This is a genomic window from Streptomyces sp. NPDC056480 (assembly GCF_042795405.1).
Classification (GTDB): Bacteria; Actinomycetota; Actinomycetes; order Streptomycetales; family Streptomycetaceae; genus Streptomyces.
Window position 1 is genome coordinate 1 of sequence record NZ_JBHTSA010000130.1, and the last position, 22248, is coordinate 22248.

At 72.8% G+C, this 22248-nt stretch carries 20 protein-coding genes; 4 read left to right on the forward strand and 16 right to left on the reverse strand.

Going from position 1 to position 22248, the window contains the following annotated elements; translation table 11 throughout:
* Window positions 1-45 precede the first annotated feature (45 nt).
* Entirely contained in the window at window positions 46-888 is an 843-nt protein-coding gene (locus tag ACFQ79_RS34570; RefSeq protein ID WP_383590783.1) for a trans-aconitate 2-methyltransferase, read from the reverse strand.
* A gap of 163 nt (window positions 889-1051) precedes the next feature.
* Here ACFQ79_RS34570 and ACFQ79_RS34575 point away from each other — a divergent pair, with 163 nt between their 5' ends.
* Entirely contained in the window at window positions 1052-1549 is a 498-nt protein-coding gene (locus ACFQ79_RS34575) for a MarR family winged helix-turn-helix transcriptional regulator (RefSeq protein WP_030315385.1), read from the forward strand.
* Here the strand turns inward: ACFQ79_RS34575 and ACFQ79_RS34580 are convergent.
* The 8 genes from ACFQ79_RS34580 to ACFQ79_RS34615 all read right to left on the reverse strand — a co-directional run bounded on the left by ACFQ79_RS34580 (window position 1508) and on the right by ACFQ79_RS34615 (window position 12548).
* The gene (locus ACFQ79_RS34580) at window positions 1508-2308 is read right to left on the reverse strand and encodes a LuxR C-terminal-related transcriptional regulator (protein WP_383590785.1); all 801 of its coding nucleotides are present in this window, start codon (window positions 2306-2308) and stop codon (window positions 1508-1510) included. The genes ACFQ79_RS34575 and ACFQ79_RS34580 overlap by 42 nt on opposite strands.
* Before the next feature lie 300 nt (window positions 2309-2608).
* Window positions 2609-3748, reverse strand: coding sequence for a galactokinase (gene galK, locus ACFQ79_RS34585; RefSeq protein ID WP_383590787.1), 1140 nt, complete (start codon window positions 3746-3748; stop codon window positions 2609-2611).
* Window positions 3745-4716, reverse strand: a complete 972-nt coding sequence (gene galE / locus ACFQ79_RS34590; RefSeq protein WP_383590809.1) for a UDP-glucose 4-epimerase GalE — start codon at window positions 4714-4716, stop codon at window positions 3745-3747. Before galE ends, galK begins: the two co-directional genes overlap by 4 nt.
* Window positions 4717-4724: 8 nt before the next feature.
* On the reverse strand, window positions 4725-5768 hold the full coding sequence (galT, locus tag ACFQ79_RS34595) for a galactose-1-phosphate uridylyltransferase (protein WP_383590789.1): 1044 nt from the start codon (window positions 5766-5768) through the stop codon (window positions 4725-4727).
* A gap of 165 nt (window positions 5769-5933) precedes the next feature.
* Window positions 5934-6620 (reverse strand): response regulator transcription factor, encoded by a 687-nt coding sequence (locus ACFQ79_RS34600; protein WP_383590811.1) that lies wholly within the window; start codon window positions 6618-6620, stop codon window positions 5934-5936.
* A gap of 232 nt (window positions 6621-6852) precedes the next feature.
* Window positions 6853-8745, reverse strand: a complete 1893-nt coding sequence (locus ACFQ79_RS34605; RefSeq protein WP_383590791.1) for a PQQ-binding-like beta-propeller repeat protein — start codon at window positions 8743-8745, stop codon at window positions 6853-6855.
* Between the two features lie 13 nt (window positions 8746-8758).
* Window positions 8759-10630 carry a PQQ-binding-like beta-propeller repeat protein gene (locus ACFQ79_RS34610; protein WP_383590793.1) on the reverse strand — a complete coding sequence of 624 codons (1872 nt, stop codon included), beginning with the start codon at window positions 10628-10630 and terminating at the stop codon, window positions 8759-8761.
* Between the two features lie 112 nt (window positions 10631-10742).
* Window positions 10743-12548: an ABC-F family ATP-binding cassette domain-containing protein gene (locus ACFQ79_RS34615; RefSeq protein WP_383590795.1), complete on the reverse strand. Its 1806-nt coding sequence runs from the start codon at window positions 12546-12548 to the stop codon at window positions 10743-10745.
* A gap of 92 nt (window positions 12549-12640) precedes the next feature.
* Between ACFQ79_RS34615 and ACFQ79_RS34620 the strand changes: the two genes are divergently transcribed.
* A complete protein-coding gene (locus tag ACFQ79_RS34620) occupies window positions 12641-12913 on the forward strand; it encodes a CopG family transcriptional regulator (protein ID WP_209495231.1) in 273 nt (90 codons plus the stop codon).
* On the forward strand, window positions 12910-13323 hold the full coding sequence (locus ACFQ79_RS34625) for a PIN domain-containing protein (protein WP_073916074.1): 414 nt from the start codon (window positions 12910-12912) through the stop codon (window positions 13321-13323). The genes ACFQ79_RS34620 and ACFQ79_RS34625 overlap by 4 nt, the downstream gene beginning before the upstream one ends.
* 10 nt (window positions 13324-13333) lie before the next feature.
* Here ACFQ79_RS34625 and ACFQ79_RS34630 read toward each other — a convergent pair whose 3' ends face one another.
* From ACFQ79_RS34630 to rsmI, 7 genes are all read right to left on the reverse strand, one after another.
* Entirely contained in the window at window positions 13334-14635 is a 1302-nt protein-coding gene (locus tag ACFQ79_RS34630) for an acyltransferase (RefSeq protein WP_383590797.1), read from the reverse strand.
* Window positions 14636-14776: 141 nt separating this feature from the next.
* On the reverse strand, window positions 14777-15682 hold the full coding sequence (locus tag ACFQ79_RS34635; RefSeq protein WP_383590799.1) for a 4-(cytidine 5'-diphospho)-2-C-methyl-D-erythritol kinase: 906 nt from the start codon (window positions 15680-15682) through the stop codon (window positions 14777-14779).
* Entirely contained in the window at window positions 15679-16551 is an 873-nt protein-coding gene (rsmA, locus tag ACFQ79_RS34640) for a 16S rRNA (adenine(1518)-N(6)/adenine(1519)-N(6))-dimethyltransferase RsmA (RefSeq protein WP_383590801.1), read from the reverse strand. Before rsmA ends, ACFQ79_RS34635 begins: the two co-directional genes overlap by 4 nt.
* Before the next feature lie 81 nt (window positions 16552-16632).
* A complete protein-coding gene (locus tag ACFQ79_RS34645; RefSeq protein ID WP_383590803.1) occupies window positions 16633-17913 on the reverse strand; it encodes a ubiquitin-like domain-containing protein in 1281 nt (426 codons plus the stop codon).
* A 73-nt stretch (window positions 17914-17986) separates the two neighbouring features.
* Complete coding sequence (locus tag ACFQ79_RS34650; RefSeq protein WP_383590805.1) at window positions 17987-18856, reverse strand: TatD family hydrolase; 870 nt, start codon at window positions 18854-18856, stop codon at window positions 17987-17989.
* Window positions 18857-18941: 85 nt separating this feature from the next.
* Window positions 18942-19361: a hypothetical protein gene (locus tag ACFQ79_RS34655; RefSeq protein ID WP_319319232.1), complete on the reverse strand. Its 420-nt coding sequence runs from the start codon at window positions 19359-19361 to the stop codon at window positions 18942-18944.
* 139 nt (window positions 19362-19500) lie between these two features.
* Window positions 19501-20388 (reverse strand): 16S rRNA (cytidine(1402)-2'-O)-methyltransferase, encoded by an 888-nt coding sequence (rsmI, locus tag ACFQ79_RS34660; protein WP_189833481.1) that lies wholly within the window; start codon window positions 20386-20388, stop codon window positions 19501-19503.
* Window positions 20389-20440: 52 nt separating this feature from the next.
* On the opposite strand from rsmI, the gene ACFQ79_RS34665 reads away from it, so the two are divergent.
* Window positions 20441-22195 (forward strand): dolichyl-phosphate-mannose--protein mannosyltransferase, encoded by a 1755-nt coding sequence (locus tag ACFQ79_RS34665; protein ID WP_383590807.1) that lies wholly within the window; start codon window positions 20441-20443, stop codon window positions 22193-22195.
* Window positions 22196-22248 lie beyond the last annotated feature (53 nt).

Below are 22248 nucleotides of genomic sequence, written 5' to 3' on the forward strand. Positions count from 1 at the left end.
CCGGAACTCCGGTGCGGGGCGTCCGCGTGTGCCCCGGCGCACGCGTCAGTCCGGCTTGCGGGCGACGGCGAAGATCCGGCGGAACGGGAAGACCGTGCCGTGCGGACCCCGGGGATAGGCCTCGCGAAGGAGGTCACGGTACTGGCCGAGGAAGGCGTCGATCGCGTCCTGGTCGTCGCCCAGGGTGGTGAGGACGGGCCGCAGGGCCGTGCCCTTGACCCAGTCGAGGACGGGGTCCTCTCCCTGGAGCAGCTGGCAGTACGTGGTCTCCCAGACATCCGTCTCGCAGCCGAGGTCGGTGAGGCGGGTGAGGTAGTCGGAGGTGTCGAGGACATGGACGAACCGGCGGCCCTGGTCGCTCAGGCGGCCGCGCCACTCGGGGGTCTCGCAGAGTTCGCCGAGCAGGGCGTGGCTGGGCGAGGTGAAGTTGCCGGGGACCTGGAAGGCGAGGGTGCCGCCGGGCCGGAGTCCGTCGATCCAGCCGGCGAAGGACTCGGGGTGGTTGGGCACCCACTGGAGGGCGGCGTTGGAGACGATCAGGTCGTAGGGCTCGGTGGGGGTCCAGTGCGCGGCGTCGGCGGGCCGGAAGTCGATCCAGCCGCCGCCGCGGGTGGTGCCGGAGCAGTCCTTCTCGGCCTGCTCCAGCATGTCGGGCGAGAGGTCGAAGCCGGTGATGTGGGCGTCGGCCCAGCGGTCGGCGAGGAGGACCGTCACGTTTCCGGGGCCACACCCGATGTCGGCGATTCGGGCCGGCCGGTCCTGTGCGGGCAGGTGCGGTATTCGGGTGAGCAGGTCGAGGAAGGGCCGGGTGCGGTGGCCCGAGTGCCGGAGGTATTGCTGTGGATCCCATGTCGGCGCGGATGGTGCGGCGGATTCCACGGAATGCATGTTCGAAGCCCCCTTGCTGGAACGAGTTGCCGAAGCGGAACGGAGTTCCGGCCGGGTCCCTTCCCCGCAGTCCGGGGAAATATATCTCGACTCCAAGATACTCGATATCGAGAAACTTGACCCCAAGAGACTTTATGTCAACAGACCCTCTACACTGATCGTCATGGAGGACGAGGTCGACCGACTGGTCGCAGCATGGCGCCGCGAGCGCCCCGACCTCGACGTGGAACCGCTCGAGGTGCTCAGCCGCGTCTCGCGGCTCGCCCGGCACCTCGACCGCGCCCGTCGGCTCGCCTTCTCCGAGCACCAGCTGGAGCCCTGGGAGTTCGACGTCCTCACCTCCCTGCGCCGCGCCGGAGCCCCGTACCAGCTCTCCCCCGGCCAGCTCCTGACCCAGACCCTGGTCACCTCCGGCACCATGACCAACCGCATCGACCGGCTCACCAAGAAGGGCCTCGTCGAGCGGCTCCCCGACCCCAGCGACCGGCGCGGCGTCCTGGTCCGGCTCACCCCCGAGGGCCGCGACCGCGCCGACGAGGCGCTCGCCGGGCTGCTCGCCCAGGAGCGGGCCATCCTGGCCCAGCTCTCCCGGGGCCAGCGCGGCGAACTGGCCGCGCTGCTACGCCAGCTGACCGCCCCGTTCGACAACGTCCCCGGATAGTCCGGCCCCCGGGAGTCCGGACAGCGGCACCTCGCCCAGTTGGGCCGGCCCCACCCCCGCCCTCCTGGCCAGGGCGACCGCCGCCAGGGTCGAGTGCACGCCCAGCTTCCCCAGCACGTTCTGCATGTGCGTACGGACGGTGTGCGGGGACAGGAAGAGGCGCTCGGCGACGGCCTTGCGCCCCAGGCCGGCCACCATGCAGCGCAGCACCTCCCGCTCGCGCGGGGTCAGCGACTCCACCAGCCGCTCGCTGTCCGTCCGGTGCTTGCGGGCGGCGGTCAGCTCCCGCAGGACACCCGTGAGCAGCGCGGGCGGCAGATGCGTCTCGTCCCGCAGCACCCCGCGGACCACCGCGAGGAGCCGCTGGAGCGAGCAGTCCTTCGCGACCCAGCCGGAGGCCCCGGCCTGGAGCGCCAGGGCGGCCCGGTGCGGGTCGTCCTTCTCGGCGAGGACGACGGTACGGACCGCGGGCTGGACCCGTCGTACCCCCGCGACCAGGGAGATCCCGTCGACGGCGCCCTCGGCGTCGTCCGGCACGGCGCGGGCCACGGACCCGGCCGGACCGGCGCCCAGCTCGGCGTCGACGAGCAGCACGTCGAACCTGCGGCCCTCGGCGGCACCGCGCTCCAGGCAGCGCAGGGCGGCCGGGCCGCTTCCCGCGGCGGCGACGTCGACATCGGGCTCGGCCGCGAGTGCGGCGGCCAGCGATTCGGCGAAGACGCGGTGGTCGTCCACCACGAGGACACGGATACGTGCCACGGACACCCCCAAGTGTCGAGAACGGGAAAACCGACGCGGGTACGGCGTCGGAGGCGGGTCCGTCATCCGCGCGGCCGCCGCCGTGCGTTGACTGTTACCCCCGCTTCCGGCGCCGTACCCGACCGGGTCTCGCCCCCTGAACAGCACCGGCCCCCACCGGCGCTGCCCCTCAGAGTAGGGGCGGGGCGTCACGGCGGGGGCCGATTCACGGAACTGTCCGAAGTCGTACGGGAGTACGGAGGGTGCCGGCGGCCCCGTCCGGGGGCGGCCGGCGCACCGTACGGGAGGGCCTCGGGAGGGTCAGAGGCGCCGCGCACCCGCCGCGGGGACGGCCGGGAAGACTCCGGGGGCCGCGTGGCCGGCCTCGGCGAAGGCCTTCTCGACGGCGGCGGCGACCGCGTCCGCCCGGTCGGCGTCCACGAGGACGACGGCGGAGCCGCCGAAGCCGCCGCCGGTCATCCGGGCACCGAGCGCCCCGGCGGCGTTCGCCGCCTCGACGACCAGGTCGAGCTCCGGGCAGGAGACCCGCAGATCGTCCCGGAGGGAGGCGTGCCCCTCGGTGAGGACGGCGCCGACGGCCCGGGTGTCCCCGGCGTCGAGCAGCGCGATCGTCCGCTCCACGCGGGCGTTGTCGGTGACGACGTGCCGCACGTAGCGCCGCACCGTCTCGTCGCTCAGCAGTGCGAGGGCTTCGGGCAGTTGCGCGACGCTCACGTCGCGCAGGGCCCGGGCTCCGAGCGCCCGCGCACCGGCTTCGCAACCGGCGCGCCGCTCGGCGTACGCGCCGTCGCCGAGCGCGTGCTTCACCCGGGTGTCGACGACGAGCAGCCGCAGCCCCTCCCGCGCCAGGTCGAAGGGGACCTGGCGGTACGAGAGGTCCCGGGTGTCCAGATACAGGGCGTGGCCCTCCTCGGCGCAGGCGGAGGCCATCTGGTCCATCACCCCGCAGGGGACGCCGACGAAGGCGTTCTCGGCGCGCTGGGCGAGCCGGGCGAGCTCGGGTCTGGAGAGCCCGAGCCCGAACAGGTCGTCGAGGGCGAGCGCGGTGACGACCTCGAGGGCGGCCGACGAGGAGAGCCCGGCGCCGGTCGGCACGGTCGAGGTGAGGTGGACGTCCGCGCCGGTGACCGGGTGCCCGGCCTCCCGCAGCGCCCAGACGACGCCGGCCGGGTAGGCGGCCCAGCCGCCGCCGGAGAGCGGTTCGAGGGAGTCGACGTCGAGCTGGACGATGCCGCCGTCGACGTCGGCGGAGTGCAGGCGCAGCACCCCGTCGTCGCGGCGGGCGACGGCGGCGACGGTGGTGTGCGGCAGCGCGAGCGGCAGCACGAACCCGTCGTTGAAGTCGGTGTACTCGCCGATGAGGTTGACCCGGCCGGGGGCGGCCCAGACGCCGTCGGGGGCGGCGCCGTACAGCGCCTCGAAGTCGGTGGCGACGCTCATGCCCGACCCTCCTCGTGCCGGGCCCGTGCGAAGTCCCAGGCGTCGGCGACGACGTCCGCGAGGTCCGGGCGGGACGGCGTCCAGCCGAGCCGTTCGCGGGCGGCTTCGGCGGAGGCGACGAGGACGGCGGGGTCGCCGGCCCGGCGCGGGGCGGTGACCTCCGGGATCGGGTGCCCGGTGACCTTCCGGACGGTCTCGACGACCTCGCGGACGGAGAAGCCGTTGCCGTTGCCGAGGTTGCAGATCAGGTGCTCGCCCGCGGTCATCGCGTCGAGCGCCAGGAGGTGGGCCTCGGCCAGGTCGGCGACGTGGATGTAGTCGCGGACGCAGGTGCCGTCGGGGGTCGGGTAGTCGTCGCCGTACACGGAGATCGCCTCGCGGCCGCCGAGGGCGACCTGGAGGACGAGCGGGACGAGGTGCGACTCGGGTGCGTGGCGCTCGCCGAGGGAGCCGTACGCTCCGGCGACGTTGAAGTAGCGCAGCGAGACGGCGGCGAGGCCGTGGGCGGTGCACTCCCCGCCGATCATGTGGTCGACGGCGAGCTTGCTCGCCCCGTAGGGGCTGGTGGGGGCGGTCGGGGCGGTCTCGGTGATCGGGACGGTCTCCGGCTCGCCGTAGGTCGCGGCGGTGGAGGAGAAGACCAGCCTGCGGACGCCGGCGGAGCGCATGGCGGCGAGCAGGGCCATGGTGCCGCCGACGTTGTTCTCCCAGTACTTCTCGGGCTTGGCGACGGACTCGCCGACCTGGGAGAAGGCGGCGAAGTGCAGGACGCCGTCGTAGGAGTCGTCCAGCCATCGCGCCGCGTCCTGGATGCGGCCCTCGACGAACTCGGCGCCCGCCGGGACGGCTTCGGCGAATCCGGTGGAGAGGTCGTCGAGGACGGTGACCCGGTGGCCCCGCTCCAGGAGGTGGGCGGCGACGACGCTGCCCACGTATCCGGCCCCGCCGGTCACCAGGTACTTCTGCACTGCCTCGGTCACTTGCCTGCCACCTCTCGGAGTCGCCGGGCCGCCGTCTCCGGCGGCACGTCGTTGCTGAACGCGCTCATGCCGGACTCGGTGCCCGCGAGGTACTTGAGCCTGCCGGACGTCCGGCGGACGGTGAAGAGTTCCAGGTGCAGGGCGAACTCCTCGCGGTCCGCACCGGTGAACGGCGCCTGGTGCCAGGCGGAGATGTACGGCGTCGGCGGCTCCTCCGGTCCGAAGATCCGGTCGAAGCGCCTCAAGAGTTCCAGATAGATCTGTGGGAACTCTGTGCGGGCCTCCTCGTCGAGCGCGCGCAGGTCGGGCACGCGGCGGGTCGGGTAGAGGTGGACCTCGTACGGCCAGTGGGCGGCGTACGGCACGAAGGCGATCCAGTGCCCGGTCTCCAGGACGATCCGCTCGGCGTCGGCGCGTTCCCGGGCAACGACGTCGTCGAAGAGGTTGCCGCCGGTGCGGGCCCGGTGCTCGGCCGCGTGCCGCCGCATGAGGGCGGTGCGGGGGGTGGCGGCCGGGTAGGCGTAGATCTGCCCGTGGGGGTGGGCGAGGGTGACGCCGATCTCGGCGCCGCGGTTCTCGAAGCAGTACACCTGCTCGACGCCGGGGCGGGCGGCGAGTTCGGTGGTGCGGTCGGTCCAGGCGTCGAGCACGAGGGCGGCCCGCTCGGGGGTGAGGTCGGCGAAGGATGCCTCGTGGTCGGCGGTGAAGCAGACGACCTCGCAGCGGCCCGACTCCCCGGCGAGGGTGGGGAAGCGGTTCTCGAAGACGACGACCTCGTAGTCGGGGGCGGGGATCTCGCTCTGCCGTCCGTCGCCTGAGGGGCAGAGCGGGCACTCCCCGGCCGGCGGGTGGTACGTCCGGCCCTGCCGGTGCGAGGCGACGGCGACGGAGTCCCCGAGGAGCGCGTCGTACCGGAGCTCGGTGGCGGAGGCGACGGGGTCGAGCGGCCGGGTGTCGACGGCGGTGCGGACGGCGTCGTCACGGGTGTCGTAGTAGATCAGCTCGCGTCCGTCGGCGAGCGTGGTCACGGTCTTCTTCACGGGGTGGCCTCCGGCGGTTCAAACATAACCACGCACAAGGAACCACATTCCAACATCGCCGTCAACGGCGCAGCCCGGCCCCTCCCACGAACGAAGGGACCGGGCTTCACCCGAACGTCAGAAGACCGGCGCGCCCGAGGGCCCGGGCACCACGCGGCCCGGACGTCAGAAGGAGGGACCCCGCTGCACCGGCACCGCACGGTCGAGCAGCCCCGTACGGGCCGCGAGGGCCGCCGCCTCCAGGCGCGACCCCACCCCCAGCTTCATCAGGACCCGCTGCACATGCGTCCGGGCCGTGCTCGGCGCGATCCCCATCCCCTCCGCGATCAGCCGGGTGTCCTCCCCCTCCGCGACCCGGACGAGCACCTCCACCTCCCGCTGCGTCAGGAGCCGCAGCAGCCGCTGGCCCTCGTCGTCCGGCTGCGCCGAGGGGTGCAGCAGCTCCGCGAAGGCCGACTGGAGCAGCTGCGGCGCCACCGCCGACTCCCCCGCCCTCGCCTTCACCAGGGCGCGCTCGACGCCCTCGATGCGCTCGTCGTGCCGGACGTACCCCGAGGCCCCGGCGGCGAACGCCGCCGCGATCCCGCGCGGCGAGGGCACCGGGCCGAGCACCACCACGGCCACCTGCGGCCGCTCGCGCTTGATCCGTACGACCACGTCGAAGGCCCCCGGTTCGGCCGGGGCGGCCGTGCCCAGGAGACAGACCTCCGGCGCCCGGCTCACCACGAGCTCCGCCGCCCCCGCCACCGGTGCCGCCGCCGCGAGCACCCGGTGCCCGCGCAGCTTCAGTGCCGAGGCGAGCGCCTCCGCGAGCAGGCGGTGGTCGTCCACCACCACGAGCCGTACGCCCATCCCGGTCATCCCCCATCCTCCCGGGCCGCCGTCCACCGGCCACCCCGCCCGGCAAGCTACACGCTCCCCCACCTCACAGCCCGTCAACCTCCGTCACACGAAAAGGGAGACCTCGCGTGCTCGACGGCTCCGTCGCCCCGGGCCTCCGATCCGCCGCGCCCCCGCACACGCGTGAGGAGGGCCTCCCCGGAATCCCGGGAAGGCCCTCCTCGTCTCCTTGGCGGCGGGCGCCTCAGCCCTTGGTGCTGTACGCCACCGCGAGGTACCGCTTGTCGTACGCCGAGGTGGACTCGCGCGTCTTGCTCACGTTCACCGGCGAGATGAAGAGCCGGCCGTCCTCGTAGAGGAACTCGGCGCCGTTGATGGAGAAGCTGTTCTCCTTCTCCCGGTTCACCTTGTCCGACGGGTTCTCCAGAAGGAGGGTCTCCTTCATCGTGCCGCCGTGGATGGACACGATCTGCCCGCCCTTGTCGTACGGGGGCTCCTTGTACGCGATCAGGTCGCCCCCGTCCATGCGGAGCGGGATCAGCGTGTACTTGTCACCGGCGTCCGCCTTCTCCGGCACCGTCCTCCCGGTGGCCAGGTCGAACGCGATCACCTCGTTCGTCTCGTCGCCGTACTCGCCGGTGGAGCCCTCGTGCTCCTCGGTCGGCACGTACAGCCGGCCGTTGCCGACGAGCGCCTGCGTGCAGGCCTCGACCTTGGTCGAGCGGCAGCGGGCCGCGTACTGGTCGGCGTCCGCCGTGATCTTCGCCTTCAGCTTCCCGGTCTTCTCGTCGAGGGAGAAGAAGTCCGAGATGCCGCTGCCGTCGCCTGCGCTGTCGCCGACGTCGGCCGCGACGACCAGCGGCTTGGTGGAGACCACGGCCGCGTACTTGACGCCGGTCGGCATCTTGTACTGCGAGACCGGGGCGCCCGTCATCGGGTCGAGGTTCTGGATCATCACGTACTGGGCGTCGTACGTGCCGCACTTGCGGACCGCGACGAGACCCTCGCCGCCGCCGTACCCCAGGTCGTAGCAGCCCTGGTCGTTCGCCTGCGGCTTCCAGCGCGGGTTGCCGTTGGCGACATCGAAGGCCGCGCCGCCGTCGAGGCCGCCGGCCGCGACCGTCTTGCCGCTGAGCGTCACCTCGCCGAACCGCACCTTGCCGTCGCCCGCCGCGCCGCCGGTGACGGAGGTCGACCAGGCCAGCTTCCCGGTCTCGAGGTCGACCACGCCGACCTCGGTGCATTCCCGGTAGTACCGGGGCGCCACCCGCTTGGCCGCCTCGAAGAGGATCGGCACCTTGTGGTCGGCGGTCATGTGCCGGGAGGCGCCGCAGACCTGACCGGTCAGCGGCAGCGTCCAGACGACCGTTCCCTTGTCGAGGTCGTAGCCGACCACCGAGTTGACGCCGGTCTTCACGAAGACCTTGTCGGTGACCCACGAGCCGGCGACGGGCGTGGTGTCGGGGACCTTGGGCACGTCGAGCTGGAACGCCGGCTTCGCCTTGGTGTTCCCGCCCGCCTTCTCCTTGCCGTCGCCGCCGACGCCCTGGCTTCCGCCGGTCCCGCCGCCGGTGCCGCCCTGCGAGGCGCCGCCGGTGCCCTTCGACTCGTCGGCCTTGCCGCCGCCGTCACCGGAGTTGGCGTACCAGATGCCGGCGCCGATGATCAGGACGACGGCGACGACCGCCGCGATGACGATCTGGAGCTGGGCCGACAGCTTCTTGCCGCCGCCCGGCGCCACGGCCGGGGCCGCGGCCGTGGCGGGCTGCTGGTATCCGCCGTAGGGCTGCTGCTGCGGATAGCCGTACGGGGGCTGGGCCGGCTGCTGGTAGCCGGCGCCGTAGGGCTGCTGCGGCTGCGTGGGCGGCTGCGCCGGGTAGCCGTACGGCTGCTGCGGCGGGGTCGCCTGGGGCTGTCCCCCTGGGCCCTGCGGCCCGGGAGGTGCCCCCTGCGGATGGCCGTAGCCCGGGTCCGGCGCCTGCTGCGGGTACCCGTACCCCGGGTCCGGCTGCTGCGGCGGTGCCTGCTGCGGATAGCCGTAACCGGGCTCCGGCTGCTGCGGCGGGGGCGGCGTCGGCGCGCCGAAGCCACCCTGCGGGTCAGGGGGTCGGTTCGGCGGCGGGGGTGGCTGCGTCATCGGTCCGTGTACCTCACTTGCTGAAGGCCATCATCGTCTTGACCAGCTTTTCTTCCTTGTCGTTCGACGCGGAGACGCGCCCGCTCGCCACGACGAAGGTGCCGGCGCCGTACGCGTAGCCCGGGCTGTAGAAGTTGTTCTCGACCTGGGCCGTCGCCGCCGGGTGCTGGAGCACGATCTTCGGCGCACCGCCGGTGGGGGCGATCGTCGCGACGGCGCCGCCCTTGTCGTAGGACGGGTCCACGTAGACCAGGACCTGGCCGCCCTCCATGCGGAGCGGGAGCATGGACTGCTCACCGGGCGCCTTGGAGCGCCACTTGGCCTTGCCGTTCTTCAGGTCGAAGGCGACGACCTCGTTGGGGGTGCCGTACGAGGTCTCGGTGGCCATGTAGAAGGTGTTCGCGTCGGCCGCGACTCCCGTGCAGCCCTGGAGGTTCTTGCCGAAGACCACGAAGCCGCCGCCGCACGAGGGGGCGAACTTGTCCTTGCCGCCCTGGATCTGCGAGCGGAGCGAACCGTTGGGGTTCAGCGCGAAGACGGTCCACTTCTTCTGCTCGCGCTGGGTGGCGGAGACGACCAGCGGGTCGACCGAGTAGACCCGGTCCACCTCCCAGTCGGTCTGCAGCTTGAAGGTCCACTTGGGCTTGCCCGTGTTCGGGTCGATCTGGCTGACGCCCTGGACCTTCTTGGTGGTGCTGCCCGACGGGCAGTCCACGGCGGCGATCAGCTTGCTGCCGCCGGCGTACGCGAAGGGCTTGCAGCCGGTCGTCGCACCGGTGAAGAGCTGCTTGCCGTCGGTCAGCGAGAAGCCGTAGGAGCTGCTGGTGCCGGAGACGGTCACCGTGTTGCCGCTGATGGCCAGGGTGTTGTCCGAGAAGGCGAAGAGGCCCGTGGGCTTCGGTACGGCCTTCTTCCAGCCGGCCTTGCCGGTCTTCAGGTCGATCTGCTGGAGCGAGGTGCACTTGGCGCCGTCCTTGGCGCTCTCGGCGTAGGCGAAGACCATGACGCCGTTCGGCGCGGGGTCCGCGGGCGCGGCGCACAGCTCGAACGGCACGTCGACGTGCCACTTGGGGGCGCCGTCGCTCAGGTTGTAGCCGGAGATGCCCTTGTACATGGCCTTGACGACGGTGTCGCCGACGATCCACGGACCGAGGACGTCGGAGCCGTTGCGGGGCAGGTCGACATCGTTCTGGAGCAGCCAGTTGACCTTGGCCTCGCCGGCCTGGCGGCCGGCGTTGAGGTCCTCGTCGCCGCCCTTCGAGCCGTCGCCCGAGCCGTCGCCCTTGTCCACCGATTCGGTGGGCTCGGGGGCGTTGGAGGAGGAGCTCGACGTGGCGGTCGGACCGGCGATCGGGTCCTTGTCGTCGTCCCCGCCGACGACGGCCCAGGTGGTGACGGCGGCCACCAGGACGGCGCCCGCGGCGATGGCGGCGACGAGACCGGTGCGGCCCTTGAGGCCGCCGCCGGAGGGCGGCGGGGTGGGGGCGCCCTGGTACATCGGCTGGGTGGGGTACCCGCCGTAGGGGTTCTGCTGCTGGCCGTACGGTCCCGGCTGCTGCGGGTAGCCGTACGGCTGCTGCGGGGGCTGCTGGCCGTACGGTCCGGGCTGGCCCGGCTGGCCGTACGGACCCGGCTGACCGGGCTGGCCCTGCTGCGGGTATCCGTAACCGGGCTGCGGCTGCTGGCCGTACGGTCCGGGTGCGGCGGGCGGCGCGGCCGGGGGCGCGCTCGGGGGCACTCCGGGCGGCCCGGCGGGCGGCGGCGGGGTCTGCGGTGCCTGCGGCGGGACGGGCGGCACGGGCGGCGTGCCCTGGTGCGGGCCCTGGTTCGGATCCTGGGGAGCTCCGAAGCCCCCCGGCGGCTGGTTGCTGGGCGGCTGGGTCATCAGCAGTTCCCCCTTGACGTGAGCGGGTTTTCTTTCTACCACTCACGCGCCGGCGCAAAAGCGACCGGTCCGCCCCTTGTACCCAAGGGAGGACCGGCCTGTGATGCCCTCGTTATGCGTCCTCGGCCAGTTCGAGCCAGCGCATCTCCAATTCCTCGCGTTCACCCGCGAGTTCCCGGAGCTCCCCGTCGAGCTTCGCCACGAGTTCGAAATCGGTGGCGTTCTCGGCGATCCGCGCGTGCAGCCTGCCCTCCTTGTCGGAGAGCTTGTCGAGCTGCCGCTCGACCTTCTGCAGCTCCTTCTTGGCGGCGCGGCTGTCGGCGGCGGAGACGCCCGGCTTCGCCTGCGCGGGCGCTGCGGCGGGCGCCGGGACGGCCGCCTCGATCATCTTCCGGCGCCGCTCCAGGTACTCGTCGATGCCGCGGGGCAGCATCCGCAGCGTCTGGTCGCCGAGCAGCGCGAGCGTCCGGTCGGTGGTGCGCTCGATGAAGAACCGGTCGTGGGAGATGACGACCATGGAGCCCGGCCAGCCGTCGAGGAGGTCCTCGAGCTGGGTGAGGGTCTCGATGTCGAGGTCGTTGGTGGGCTCGTCGAGGAAGAGGACGTTCGGCTCGTCCATCAGCAGGCGGAGCAGCTGGAGGCGGCGGCGCTCACCGCCGGAGAGGTCGCCGACCGGCGTCCACTGCTTCTCCTTGGAGAAGCCGAACTGCTCGCAGAGCTGCCCGGCGGTCATCTCGCGGCCCTTGCCGAGGTCGACCCGGTCGCGGATCTGCTGGACGGCCTCCAGGACCCTGAGGGTGCCGGGGAGTTCGGTGACGTCCTGGGAGAGGTAGGCGAGCCGGACGGTCTTGCCGACGGTGACGCTGCCGGCCGCGGGCTGGATCTCGCCCTGGCTGACGGCGGCGTCGGCGAGGGCGCGCAGGAGTGAGGTCTTGCCCGCGCCGTTGACGCCGACGAGGCCGATGCGGTCGCCGGGGCCGAGCTGCCAGGTGAGGTGCTGGAGAAGGGTCTTGGGACCGGCGGTGACGGTCACGTCCTCCAGGTCGAACACGGTCTTCCCGAGCCGGGCGTTGGCGAACTTCATCAGCTCGGACGTGTCGCGCGGCGGCGGCACGTCGGCGATCAGCTCGTTGGCGGCCTCGATGCGGTAGCGGGGCTTGGAGGTGCGGGCGGGGGCGCCGCGCCGCAGCCAGGCCAGTTCCTTGCGCATCAGGTTCTGCCGCTTGGACTCCTCCGTGGCGGCGATGCGCTCGCGCTCGGCGCGGGCGAAGACGTAGTCGGAGTAGCCGCCCTCGTACTCGTGCACGGCACCGCGCTGGACGTCCCACATGCGGGTGCAGACCTGGTCGAGGAACCAGCGGTCGTGGGTGACGCAGACGAGCGCGGAGCGGCGCTCCTGGAGGTGCTTGGCCAGCCAGGAGATGCCCTCGACGTCGAGGTGGTTGGTGGGCTCGTCGAGGACGATCAGGTCCTGGTCCTCGATGAGCAGCTTGGCGAGCGCGATGCGGCGGCGCTCACCGCCGGAGAGCGGGCCGATGACCGTGTCGAGGCCGTTCTCGAAGCCGGCCAGGTCGAGCCCGCCGAAGAGCCCGGTGAGCACGTCGCGGATCTTGGCGCTGCCGGCCCACTCGTGGTCGGCCATGACGCCGATGACCTCGTGCCGGATGGTGGCCTTCGGGTCGAGCGAGTCGTGCTGGGTGAGCACGCCGAGGCGCAGCCCGCCGCTGTGGGTGACGCGGCCGGTGTCGGCCTCCTCCAGCTTGGCGAGCATCCGGATGAGGGTGGTCTTGCCGTCGCCGTTGCGGCCCACGACGCCGATCCGGTCCCCCTCGGAGACGCCGAGCGAGACGCCGTCGAGCAGTGCACGGGTGCCGTACACCTTGCTGACAGCCTCGACATTGACCAGATTGACGGCCACTTTGACTCCTGTACGGGGGATCGATCGATCTCCCAGAGTACGTTGCCGCGTACACCGCGCCGACGGGTAGTACCAGCGGTAGCATGGGTGGCATGACCGAGCCTACTCAGAAGTACTCGATCAGCATGCCGCGCGACATCGCGGAGGCCGCACGGGCCCGCAGCGGGCCCTCGGGACTCTCCGCCTATGTGGCGGCGGCGGTCGCCCGGCAGATAGAGCGGGACGATCTCAACGAACTCATCGCGGTGGCCGAGGCCGAGCACGGACCGGTCACGGACGAGGAGATCCAGGCACGGCGCGAACAGCTGCGCCGGGCCCGTGAGCAGCAGGGCGGCACGGGGCCGACCGGGGCGAGCGCCGCGTGACCCGTGCGGAGGCGGCTCCCGGCGGCACGCTGGTCCTCGACAGCGAGGGACTGGCCAAGGCCGTGCTGCGTGACCGCGAGGTCACCGGCTGGCTCGCGCTGGCCCGCGCCGACGACCTGCGCGTCGTGACGAGCGCCGCCACGCTGGTGGAGGTGATGCACCCGCGCATCAATCGCGCGGCCCTGGAATGGACCCTGTCACGTCTCGTCATCGAGCCCGTGACGGACACCGTCGCCCGCGGTGCGGCGGCTCTCCTGGCCGCGAACGGGCTGCACGGCCACAAGCACGCCATCGACGCGATGGTCGCGGCGACGGCTCTCGCGGCCCCCGGTCCGGTCACCGTGCTCACCTCGGACCCGGAGGACCTGATGGTCCTCTGTGCCGGTCGGGCCACCGTCATCGCGATCTGAGACGGCGAGCTCAGGCACCGTCCCCGGACCGGTGCCGTCCCGCCCTCTCCACAAGGAGCCAGCCCGCGAGGGCGAGACCGACGGCCGCCGGGGCCGTGACCGGGACGGCTATCAGGGTGGCCGAGTGACCGTCGAGGAGTCCCGCGAAGCCCGTCAGGGAGAGGCCGAGGACGCCGAGGAGCGCGAGCGTGATGCCGACCGCCGCCACCGGGCCGCCCCCGCCCGTCGCCGGGACCGCCGGAACCGGCGCCTCGAAGCGGCGGAAGGCGGCCACCAGCAGCGCCGTGAGGAGGCCCGCCGCGAGGAAGCGGAGGGGGACCTGCGCCCACCAGGCGCCGCTCGCCGGGGCGGGCAGCTCCGCACCGAGGCCGAGCATCGCCCCGTACACCCCGAGCATCGCCGTCAGGTGCCAGAGGAACGCCGTCATCGCGATCCCGTTCGCGGCGACCACCGCCCGCCACACCGAGGCGCGGGCCACCAGCCGCGCCCCCGGGCCCCGGAGCAGCTCGACCGCGCCGACCAGCCACAGGCCGTGACAGAGCAGGGCGAGGGTCGGCGGGGCCATGTTCGAGACCTTCTCGCCCGGCATCCCCACCATCGACAGCGGATACGGCCCGAGGACGACGAGGGCCGTCGCCCCGAGCAGACCGGCGCCGGCGAGCAGGGCGGGCCGGCGGATCATGCCGTCGGCGCGGAGGAACCCGAGCTGGTGGACCGCCAGCCACACGAACGCGAAGTTCAGGAACTCGACGAACGGCACGTCCGCCGCGAACCGCAGCACGTCCACCGCGACCGCGCCGCCGGCGAGCGCCGCGAACGCGCCCCAGCCCCACCGCTCGTGCAGCCGCAGCAGCGGCGGGGTGAACGCGACCATCGCCAGATAGATCCCGATGAACCAGAGCGGCTGGGTGACCAGTCGCAGCGCGACCCCGGTGAGCCCTCCGTCCGCCCCGGACAGCTGGAGGAGCAGCGCCGCGGCACCCCAGACGCCGACGAAGACCATCGTCGGCCGCAGCAGCCGCTGGAGCCTGGCCCGCAGGAAGGCCGCGTACTGCGGGCGGGAGCGGTGGGCGAGGGCGTGCGAGAAGCCGCCGACGAAGAAGAACACCGGCATCACCTGGAACAGCCAGGTCACCACCTGGAGTCCGGGCACGACGGCGAGCAGGTTGCCGACCTGTCCGTCGGTGGTGACGGCCGCCATCAGCCAGTGCCCGAGCACGACGACGGCGAGCGAGGCGACCCGGAGCAGATCGACGTACCGGTCCCGGCCCGCCGGCGTTGCGGCGGCGAGCTCACGCGCGCTGATTCCCATGCCCGTACGGTCCCGCGGGCGGCCCGGCGGCCGACAGGGCGCTGATACTCAGCCGCCGCGTGAGTACGGGCCTCCCGGGCGCGATGCCGACAGGCCCACACCCAGGCCCCCGGGCGCAGTGCCGACCGGCCCCATGCCGCTCTAGAGGACCATGGAGCCCGGCGCCGGCGAGGTCGCCACCCGCGCCGTGCGGCAGGTGCCCGAGGCGATCAGGGCGGCGGCGACCGTCTCCGCGGACTCCGCGTCCTTCACCAGGAACGCGGTCGTCGGGCCCGAGCCCGAGACCAGCGCCGCCAGCGCGCCCGCCTCCGTGCCCGCCGTCAGCGTCTCGGCGAGCGACGGGCGCAGGGAGAGCGCCGCCGCCTGGAGGTCGTTGGCGAGGGCGGCCGCGAGCGCGGTCGTGTCGCCGGCGCTCAGGGCCTCCAGGAGGGCCGGGGAGGCCTCCGGTTCGGGGACCTCGACGCCTGCGGTGAGCCGGTCGAACTCGCCGAACACCACCGGGGTCGAGAGACCGCCGTCGGCGACGGCGAACACCCAGTGGAAGCCACCGCCGACCGGCAGCTCCGTCAGCCTCTCGCCGCGCCCGGTACCGAGCGCCGCCCCGCCGACCAGGCTGAACGGCACGTCGCTGCCGAGCTCGGCGCAGATCTCCAGGAGCTCCTCGCGGGAGGAGTTCAGGCCCCACAGCGCGTCGCACGCGAGCAGGGCGCCCGCGCCGTCCGCGCTGCCGCCGGCCATGCCGCCGGCGACCGGGATGTCCTTGGCGATGTGCAGGTGCACGTCCGGGGAGATGCCGTGCCGGGCGGCGAGCAGCTCGGCGGCGCGCGCGGCCAGGTTGGTGCGGTCCAGCGGCACCTTGTCGGCGTCCCGGCCCTCGCAGGTGATCGTCAGCTCGTCGGCCGGGGTCGCCGTCACCTCGTCGTGGAGGGAGACCGCGAGGAACACGTTGGCCAGGTCGTGGAAGCCGTCGGGGCGGGCGGCGCCCACCGCGAGCTGCACGTTGACCTTGGCGGGGACGCGGACGGTGACGCCTCCCGCGGCGGTCATGCCTTCGCCTCCGCGATCCGGGCGAACTCCTCCACCGTCAGTCCCTCGCCGCGCGCCTGCGGCGAGATCCCGGCCTTCACCAGGGCCTCCTCCGCCGCCGCGGGCGAGCCGGCCCATGTCGCGAGGGCCGCGCGCAGGGTCTTGCGCCGCTGGGCGAAGGCGGCGTCGACGACCGCGAAGACCTCCTGCCGGGTGGCAGTGGTCGCCAGCGGCTCGGTGCGGCGGACGAGGGAGACGAGACCGGAGTCGACGTTCGGCGCGGGCCAGAAGACGTTGCGGCCGATGGACCCGGCGCGCTTGACCTCCGCGTACCAGTTGGCCTTGACCGACGGCACGCCGTACACCTTGTTGCCCGGCTTGGCGGCGAGCCGGTCGGCGACCTCGGCCTGGACCATGACGAGGGTCCGCTCGATGCTCGGGAACCGCTCCAGCATGTGGAGCAGGACGGGCACCGCGACGTTGTACGGCAGGTTCGCGACGAGCGCGGTGGGCGCCGGGCCCGGCAGCTCCTGGACCTGCATGGCGTCGGAGTGCACGAGCGCGAAGCGGTCGGCGCGGGCCGGCATGCGGGCGGCGATCGTGGCGGGCAGCGCGGCGGCGAGCACGTCGTCGATCTCGACGGCCGTCACCCGGTCCGCGGCCTCCAGGAGGGCCAGGGTGAGGGAGCCGAGTCCGGGCCCCACCTCCACGACCACGTCGTCGGGCCGCACCCCCGCCGTGCGGACGATCCGCCGGACGGTGTTGGCGTCGATGACGAAGTTCTGGCCCTTCTGCTTCGTGGGGCGTACGCCGAGGACGGCCGCCAGTTCACGGATGTCGGCGGGGCCGAGGAGGGCGTCAGGGCTTTCGGGGCCGGTGGTGGTGCTCACCGGTACAGCCTACGGGGCACCCGTGGGGCCGACCGACGACTCACCCCGCCGCGCCCCGGCTCACCCCCGCCGCACGCCGTCTCACCCGTGCAGCCGCCGTCCGCAGTGGGGCCACGGACTCGCCCCCCGCTGCACGTACAGCTTCTTCGCGCGGAAGGTCTGCTCCGCGGCGGGCGCGTTCTGGGCGACTCCGCTGCCGCCGAGGGAGCGCCAGGTGCCGGGGGCGAACTGGTAGAGCCCGCCGTACGTCCCCGAGGGGTCGACGGCGTTCGGACGGCCGCCGGACTCGCAGGCGGCGAGCGCGCCCCAGTCGAGTCCGTCGGCGCCCGCGACGGAGGTCGGCATGGGCCTGGTGCCGACCCGGACGCGCCGGCTGACGGGTTCGCGGACGATCTCCTCGCCGACCCGGCGGGGCTTCTGCCGGACGCCGTTGACCGTCCGCAGGCTGTACGTGACACGGCGGACGCCGGACGCGCCCTGCCGGTCGACGACCTCGGTGCCGACGAAGAGCGCGGGGTCGCGGGTCCGTTCGACGGCGTACGGCACGGCCTCCTCGCGCGTCACCTTCGAGCCGGTGATCCGCAGCACGGTGACCGTCTGGCCGTCGCGCGGGAAGGACTCGGGGACGACGGAGACGGCGTCCTGCGCGGAGAGGGTGATCCCGGCCTCGGTGAGGGCCTCGCGGACGGTGGCGGCGTTCGTCCGGACGGTCCGCTCGCGCCCGTCGGCGAGGAAGGTCACCGTCCGCTCGGTCCGTACGTCGAGGGCGAGCCCGCTGCGGGAGATGGGGGCGCCGCGGGAGACCGAGAGGTACGCGCCCTCCGCGCGGACCCCGAGCTGGCGCAGCGCGCCCTCGACGGTCCGGGCGGTCGTCCAGACCTGGCGCCGCTGCCCGTCGAGGGTGAGGGCGACGGGGCGGCCGTACCGGACGACGATCTCGTCGCCGCTGGCCAGGGCCTCGGCGGGGGTGGGCGCGACGATGTCGTGGGCGCCGACGGCCACGCCCTCGTCGGCGAGCAGTTCCTCGACGTCGTCGGCGAAGGTGTGGAGGGTGCGCGGAACGCCGTCGACGGAGAGCCGGACGGCCTTGTCGTCGGCGACGAAGGCACTGGTGCCGCCGGCCAGGAAGGCGACGACGAGCGCCTGCGGGACGAGTCGCCGCAGCCCCTCCCCGGCCGGCCCCGAGGCCTTGCGGCGGCGGGCGGCCCGCCGGGACCCGGCGCGGGAGCCCTGCCCGGGGACGAGGCCCGGCGCGGGACCCGGGGCGGGGACGACGAGCGGCGCGGCCTGGGTCGGCTGATCGTGCACGGGCAGGGGCGCGCCCCGCCGTCCGGCGCGGTGACTGCCCTGGGAAGTGCTCACGAGGCCGGGACACTAGCCCCGGGGGGCGGTCACTCAGGCGAACGACTCGACCACTACACGTAATCGTTATGGATCAGTAGTCGAAGGCGCGGGCCGTGTTCACCGCGATCGCCTCGGCCATCTCGTTCTCGTCGATGCCGCGGACCTCGGCCATGGCCCGGAGGGTGACCGGGATCAGGTACGGGGCGTTCGGGCGGCCGCGGTAGGGCGCCGGGGTGAGGAAGGGGGCGTCGGTCTCGACGAGGACGAGTTCCAGCGGGGCGACGGCGAGCGCGTCGCGCAGGTGCTGGGCGTTCTTGAAGGTCACGTTGCCCGCGAAGGACATGTAGTAGCCCTTGGCGGCGCAGATCTCGGCCATGGCGGCGTCGCCGGAGTAGCAGTGGAAGACGGTCCGCTCGGGGGCGCCCTCCTCGTCCAGGACGCGCAGCACGTCGGCGTGGGCCTCGCGGTCGTGGATGACGAGCGCCTTGCCGTGCCGCTTGGCGATCTCGATGTGGGCGCGGAAGGAACGCTCCTGCGCGGCGATGCCCTCGGGGCCCGTACGGAAGAAGTCGAGGCCGGTCTCGCCGACGCCGCGGACGTACGGGAGGGCGGCGAGCCGGTCGATCTCGGAGAGCGCGTCGTCGAGGGCGGCGTCGCCGCCGCCCGCACGGGCGCCCTGCCGGGACCAGCCGTCGGGGTCTCCCAGGACGATCCGGGGGGCTTCGTTGGGGTGCAGGGCGACGGCCGCGTGCACGTGCTCGTGGGCGGCGGCGGTCTCCGCGGCCCACTGGGAGCCCTTCACGTCGCAGCCGACCTGCACGACCGTGGTCACTCCGACGGCGGCGGCCTTGACCAGTGCCTCCTCGACGGTCCCGGACTGGAGGTCCAGGTGGGTGTGCGAGTCCGCGACCTCCACGAGGAGGGGTTCGGGCAGCGGCGGCGGGGTGTCCTTGGCACTCATGACCCCGATCGTACGAGGGTCACGAGTGCCGGCGCGCGGATGTGCCGGGCCCGGGGCGGGCCGGGCAAGATCCGGAAGAGACGGCCTAGGGGTGGCGCCGGAAGGGGTGCAGCAGGTCGGACAGGTGCCAGTGGTGCGGCACCGGGGGCTGTTCGGAGTCGTCCTCGGTCAGCTCCTGGCCGATGGGTCCGGCCGGCGAGACGGGCTTGGTCTCCTTCGATCCCCGCCGGTGCTTCTCCGTCGCGGCGATCAGGTCCAGCACCGACGACACCTGCCCCGCGCGCATGATCCGGACGACGTGACCGCCGCAGTTCATGCAGGTGGGGCTGGACAGCGGGGACGGAACCCGCTCCCCGTCGGCCTTGTAGACGACGAAATTGTGGCCTGCGGCGTCGATGTGGTGCTCGATCTCGTACGCCTGCTCCCAGCCGTATCCACAGCGCATGCAGGCAAAGGCGTACGCCTCATGGGCGACGGATATGCCGGTGCCGGTGATCTCGGACATTCCAGCTCCTCTCCACTGATCCAGTGGACGCCTTTTCGGGCCGGAGCGCATCAGCACGGGTCGAACCATGGAAGGCATTTGGCAGTTCCCTTGCCAAGAGCCCTCTCATGGGTCCCCGCGCCGGGTTCGGCTTTGCCTTTCAGGTTAGTCCTTTACCGTTTCCGGGGCCCGGTCCAGCCGCATTCTTTGCCGCCACGACGGCATCGAACACCTCGCGCTTGGGAAGCCCCGCGTCGGCGGCGACAGCGGCGATCGCCTCCTTGCGCCGCTCGCCCGCCTCCTCGCGCACCCGCACCCTGCGCACCAGCTCCTCGGCGTCGAGTTCGGCGGGTCCCGTCTCGGGGGCGCCCTCGACGACGACGGTGATCTCGCCCCGTACGCCCTCGGCCGCCCAGGCCGCGAGCTCGGCCAGCGGGCCGCGCTTGACCTCCTCGTACGTCTTGGTCAGCTCACGGCAGACGGCCGCGCGGCGCTCGGCGCCGAAGACCTCGGCCATCGCGGCGAGCGTGTCGTCGAGCCGGTGCGGGGCCTCGAAGTAGACGAGGGTGCGGCGCTCGTCGGCGACCTCGCGGAGCCGGCCGAGGCGCTCGCCCGCCTTCCTGGGCAGGAAGCCCTCGAAGCAGAAGCGGTCCACGGGCAGGCCCGAGAGGGCGAGCGCGGTGAGGACGGCGGACGGGCCGGGGACGGCCGTCACCTTGATGTCCTGCTCGACGGCGGCGGCGACGAGCCGGTAGCCGGGGTCCGACACGGACGGCATGCCCGCGTCGGTGACGAGCAGCACGCGCGCGCCGCCGACCAGGGCCTCGACCAGCTCCGGCGTACGGGCGGACTCGTTCCCCTCGAAGTACGAGACGACACGGCCCGTCGTGTGGATGCCCAGGGCACGGGTCAGTCCGCGCAGCCTCCGGGTGTCCTCGGCGGCCACGATGTCCGCGTTCTCCAGTTCGGTGGCGAGTCGGGGCGGAGCGTCCGCGATGTCACCGATGGGGGTCCCTGCGAGTACCAGCGTTCCTGTCACACGGCCCATCCTCCCAGCCCGGAGAGGCGACGCGCACAGGCGCGTTCCCTACGATGGCGCGGTGACCAGTACCGCACCCGAGGCCCTGGAAGGCCAGCACCCCATGGCAGAGCCCGTGGCAGAGCCCTCTTCGTGGCACCAGCGGCTTCGGCGTTTCGGCTATGTGCCGCCCGCCGGAAGCGCCGCCCCCATCGGGCTGCGGGAGCGGCTCGTCCCCTCGTACGTCCGCCCGTCCAAGCGCGTGATGTCGCTGCTCGGCATCGGCCCCGACCGGTCCGAGCGGCTGTGGCGGCTGATGGCCTGGGGCGGTCCGCTCCTGGTCACGGCGGTCGCGGGGCTGCTCAGGTTCTGGAACCTGGGCAAGCCGAACGCGGTGATATTCGACGAGACGTACTACGCGAAGGACTCCTGGGCCCTGATCAACCAGGGGTACGAGGGGGCCTGGCCGAAGGACATCGACAAGACGGTCCTCAGCGACCCCGGCGCGGTCCTGGTGCCGACCGACCCCGGCTATGTCGTCCATCCTCCGATGGGCAAGTGGGTCATCGGCGTCGGCGAGAAGCTGATCGGCTTCGAGCCGTTCGGCTGGCGCTTCATGGTGGCGCTGCTCGGCACGCTGTCCGTCCTGATGCTGTGCCGGATCGGCCGGCGTCTCTTCCGCTCCACCTTCCTGGGCTGTCTGGCGGGTCTGCTGCTCGCCGTCGACGGTCTGCACTTCGTGATGAGCCGTACGGCGCTGCTCGACCAGGTGCTGATGTTCTTCGTCCTGGCGGCCTTTGGCTGTCTGGTGCTGGACCGCGACCGGACCCGGAAGCGGCTCGCGGGCGCGCTCCCGGAGGACGAGGAGGGCGTGCTGCGGCCCGACGCGGAGATCGCGGAGACCCTGCGCCTGGGGTGGCGGCCGTGGCGGATCGCGGCCGGTGTGATGCTGGGCCTCGCGGCGGCGACCAAGTGGAACGGCCTGTACGTCATGGTGGGCTTCGGCCTGATGACGGTGCTGTGGGACGTCGGCGGGCGCCGGACGGCCGGCGCGGTCCGCCCGTACCTCGCGGTGATCAAGAAGGACCTGGTCCCGGCGTTCGTGTCGGTCGTCCCGGTCGCGATCGCCACCTACCTGGTGACGTGGACCGGCTGGATCGTCAGCGACAAGGGCTACTTCCGGAACTGGGCCGCCGACCAGGACAAGCTGGACGGCGGCGGGACCTGGGGCTGGCTGCCGCAGTGGCTGCGCAGCCTCTGGCACTACGAGTCCGAGGTCTACAGCTTCCACGTGGGCCTCACCTCGCCCCACACGTACGAGTCGAACCCGTGGTCGTGGATCGTCCTCGGCCGCCCGGTCTCCTACTTCTACGAGTCGCCCGCGCCCGGCACCGGCGGCTGCCCGGCCTCCACGAAGGAGAAGTGCGCGGCGGAGGTCCTGGCCCTCGGCACCCCGCTCCTGTGGTGGGCCGCGTGCTTCGCGATCCTGTACATCCTGTGGCGCTGGGCGTTCCGCCGCGACTGGCGGGCGGGTGCGATCGCCTGCGGCATCGCGGCCGGCTGGGTGCCCTGGTTCCTCTACCAGGAGCGCACCATCTTCCTTTTCTACGCGGTGGTGTTCGTTCCGTTCCTGTGTCTGGCGGTGGCGATGATGCTGGGTGCGATCGTCGGCCCCGCGGGTTCATCGGAACGACGCCGCACATTCGGCGCGGTGGCGGCGGGCTGCATCGTTCTTCTCATCGTCTGGAATTTCATCTATTTCTGGCCGATCTACACGGGCACCCCGATTCCGCTCGACCAATGGCGGAACCGGATGTGGCTCGACACCTGGGTGTAGCGCGGGCATCACGGCGAAGAGGGCGCGACCGGTGGTCGCGCCCAGCACCGTGT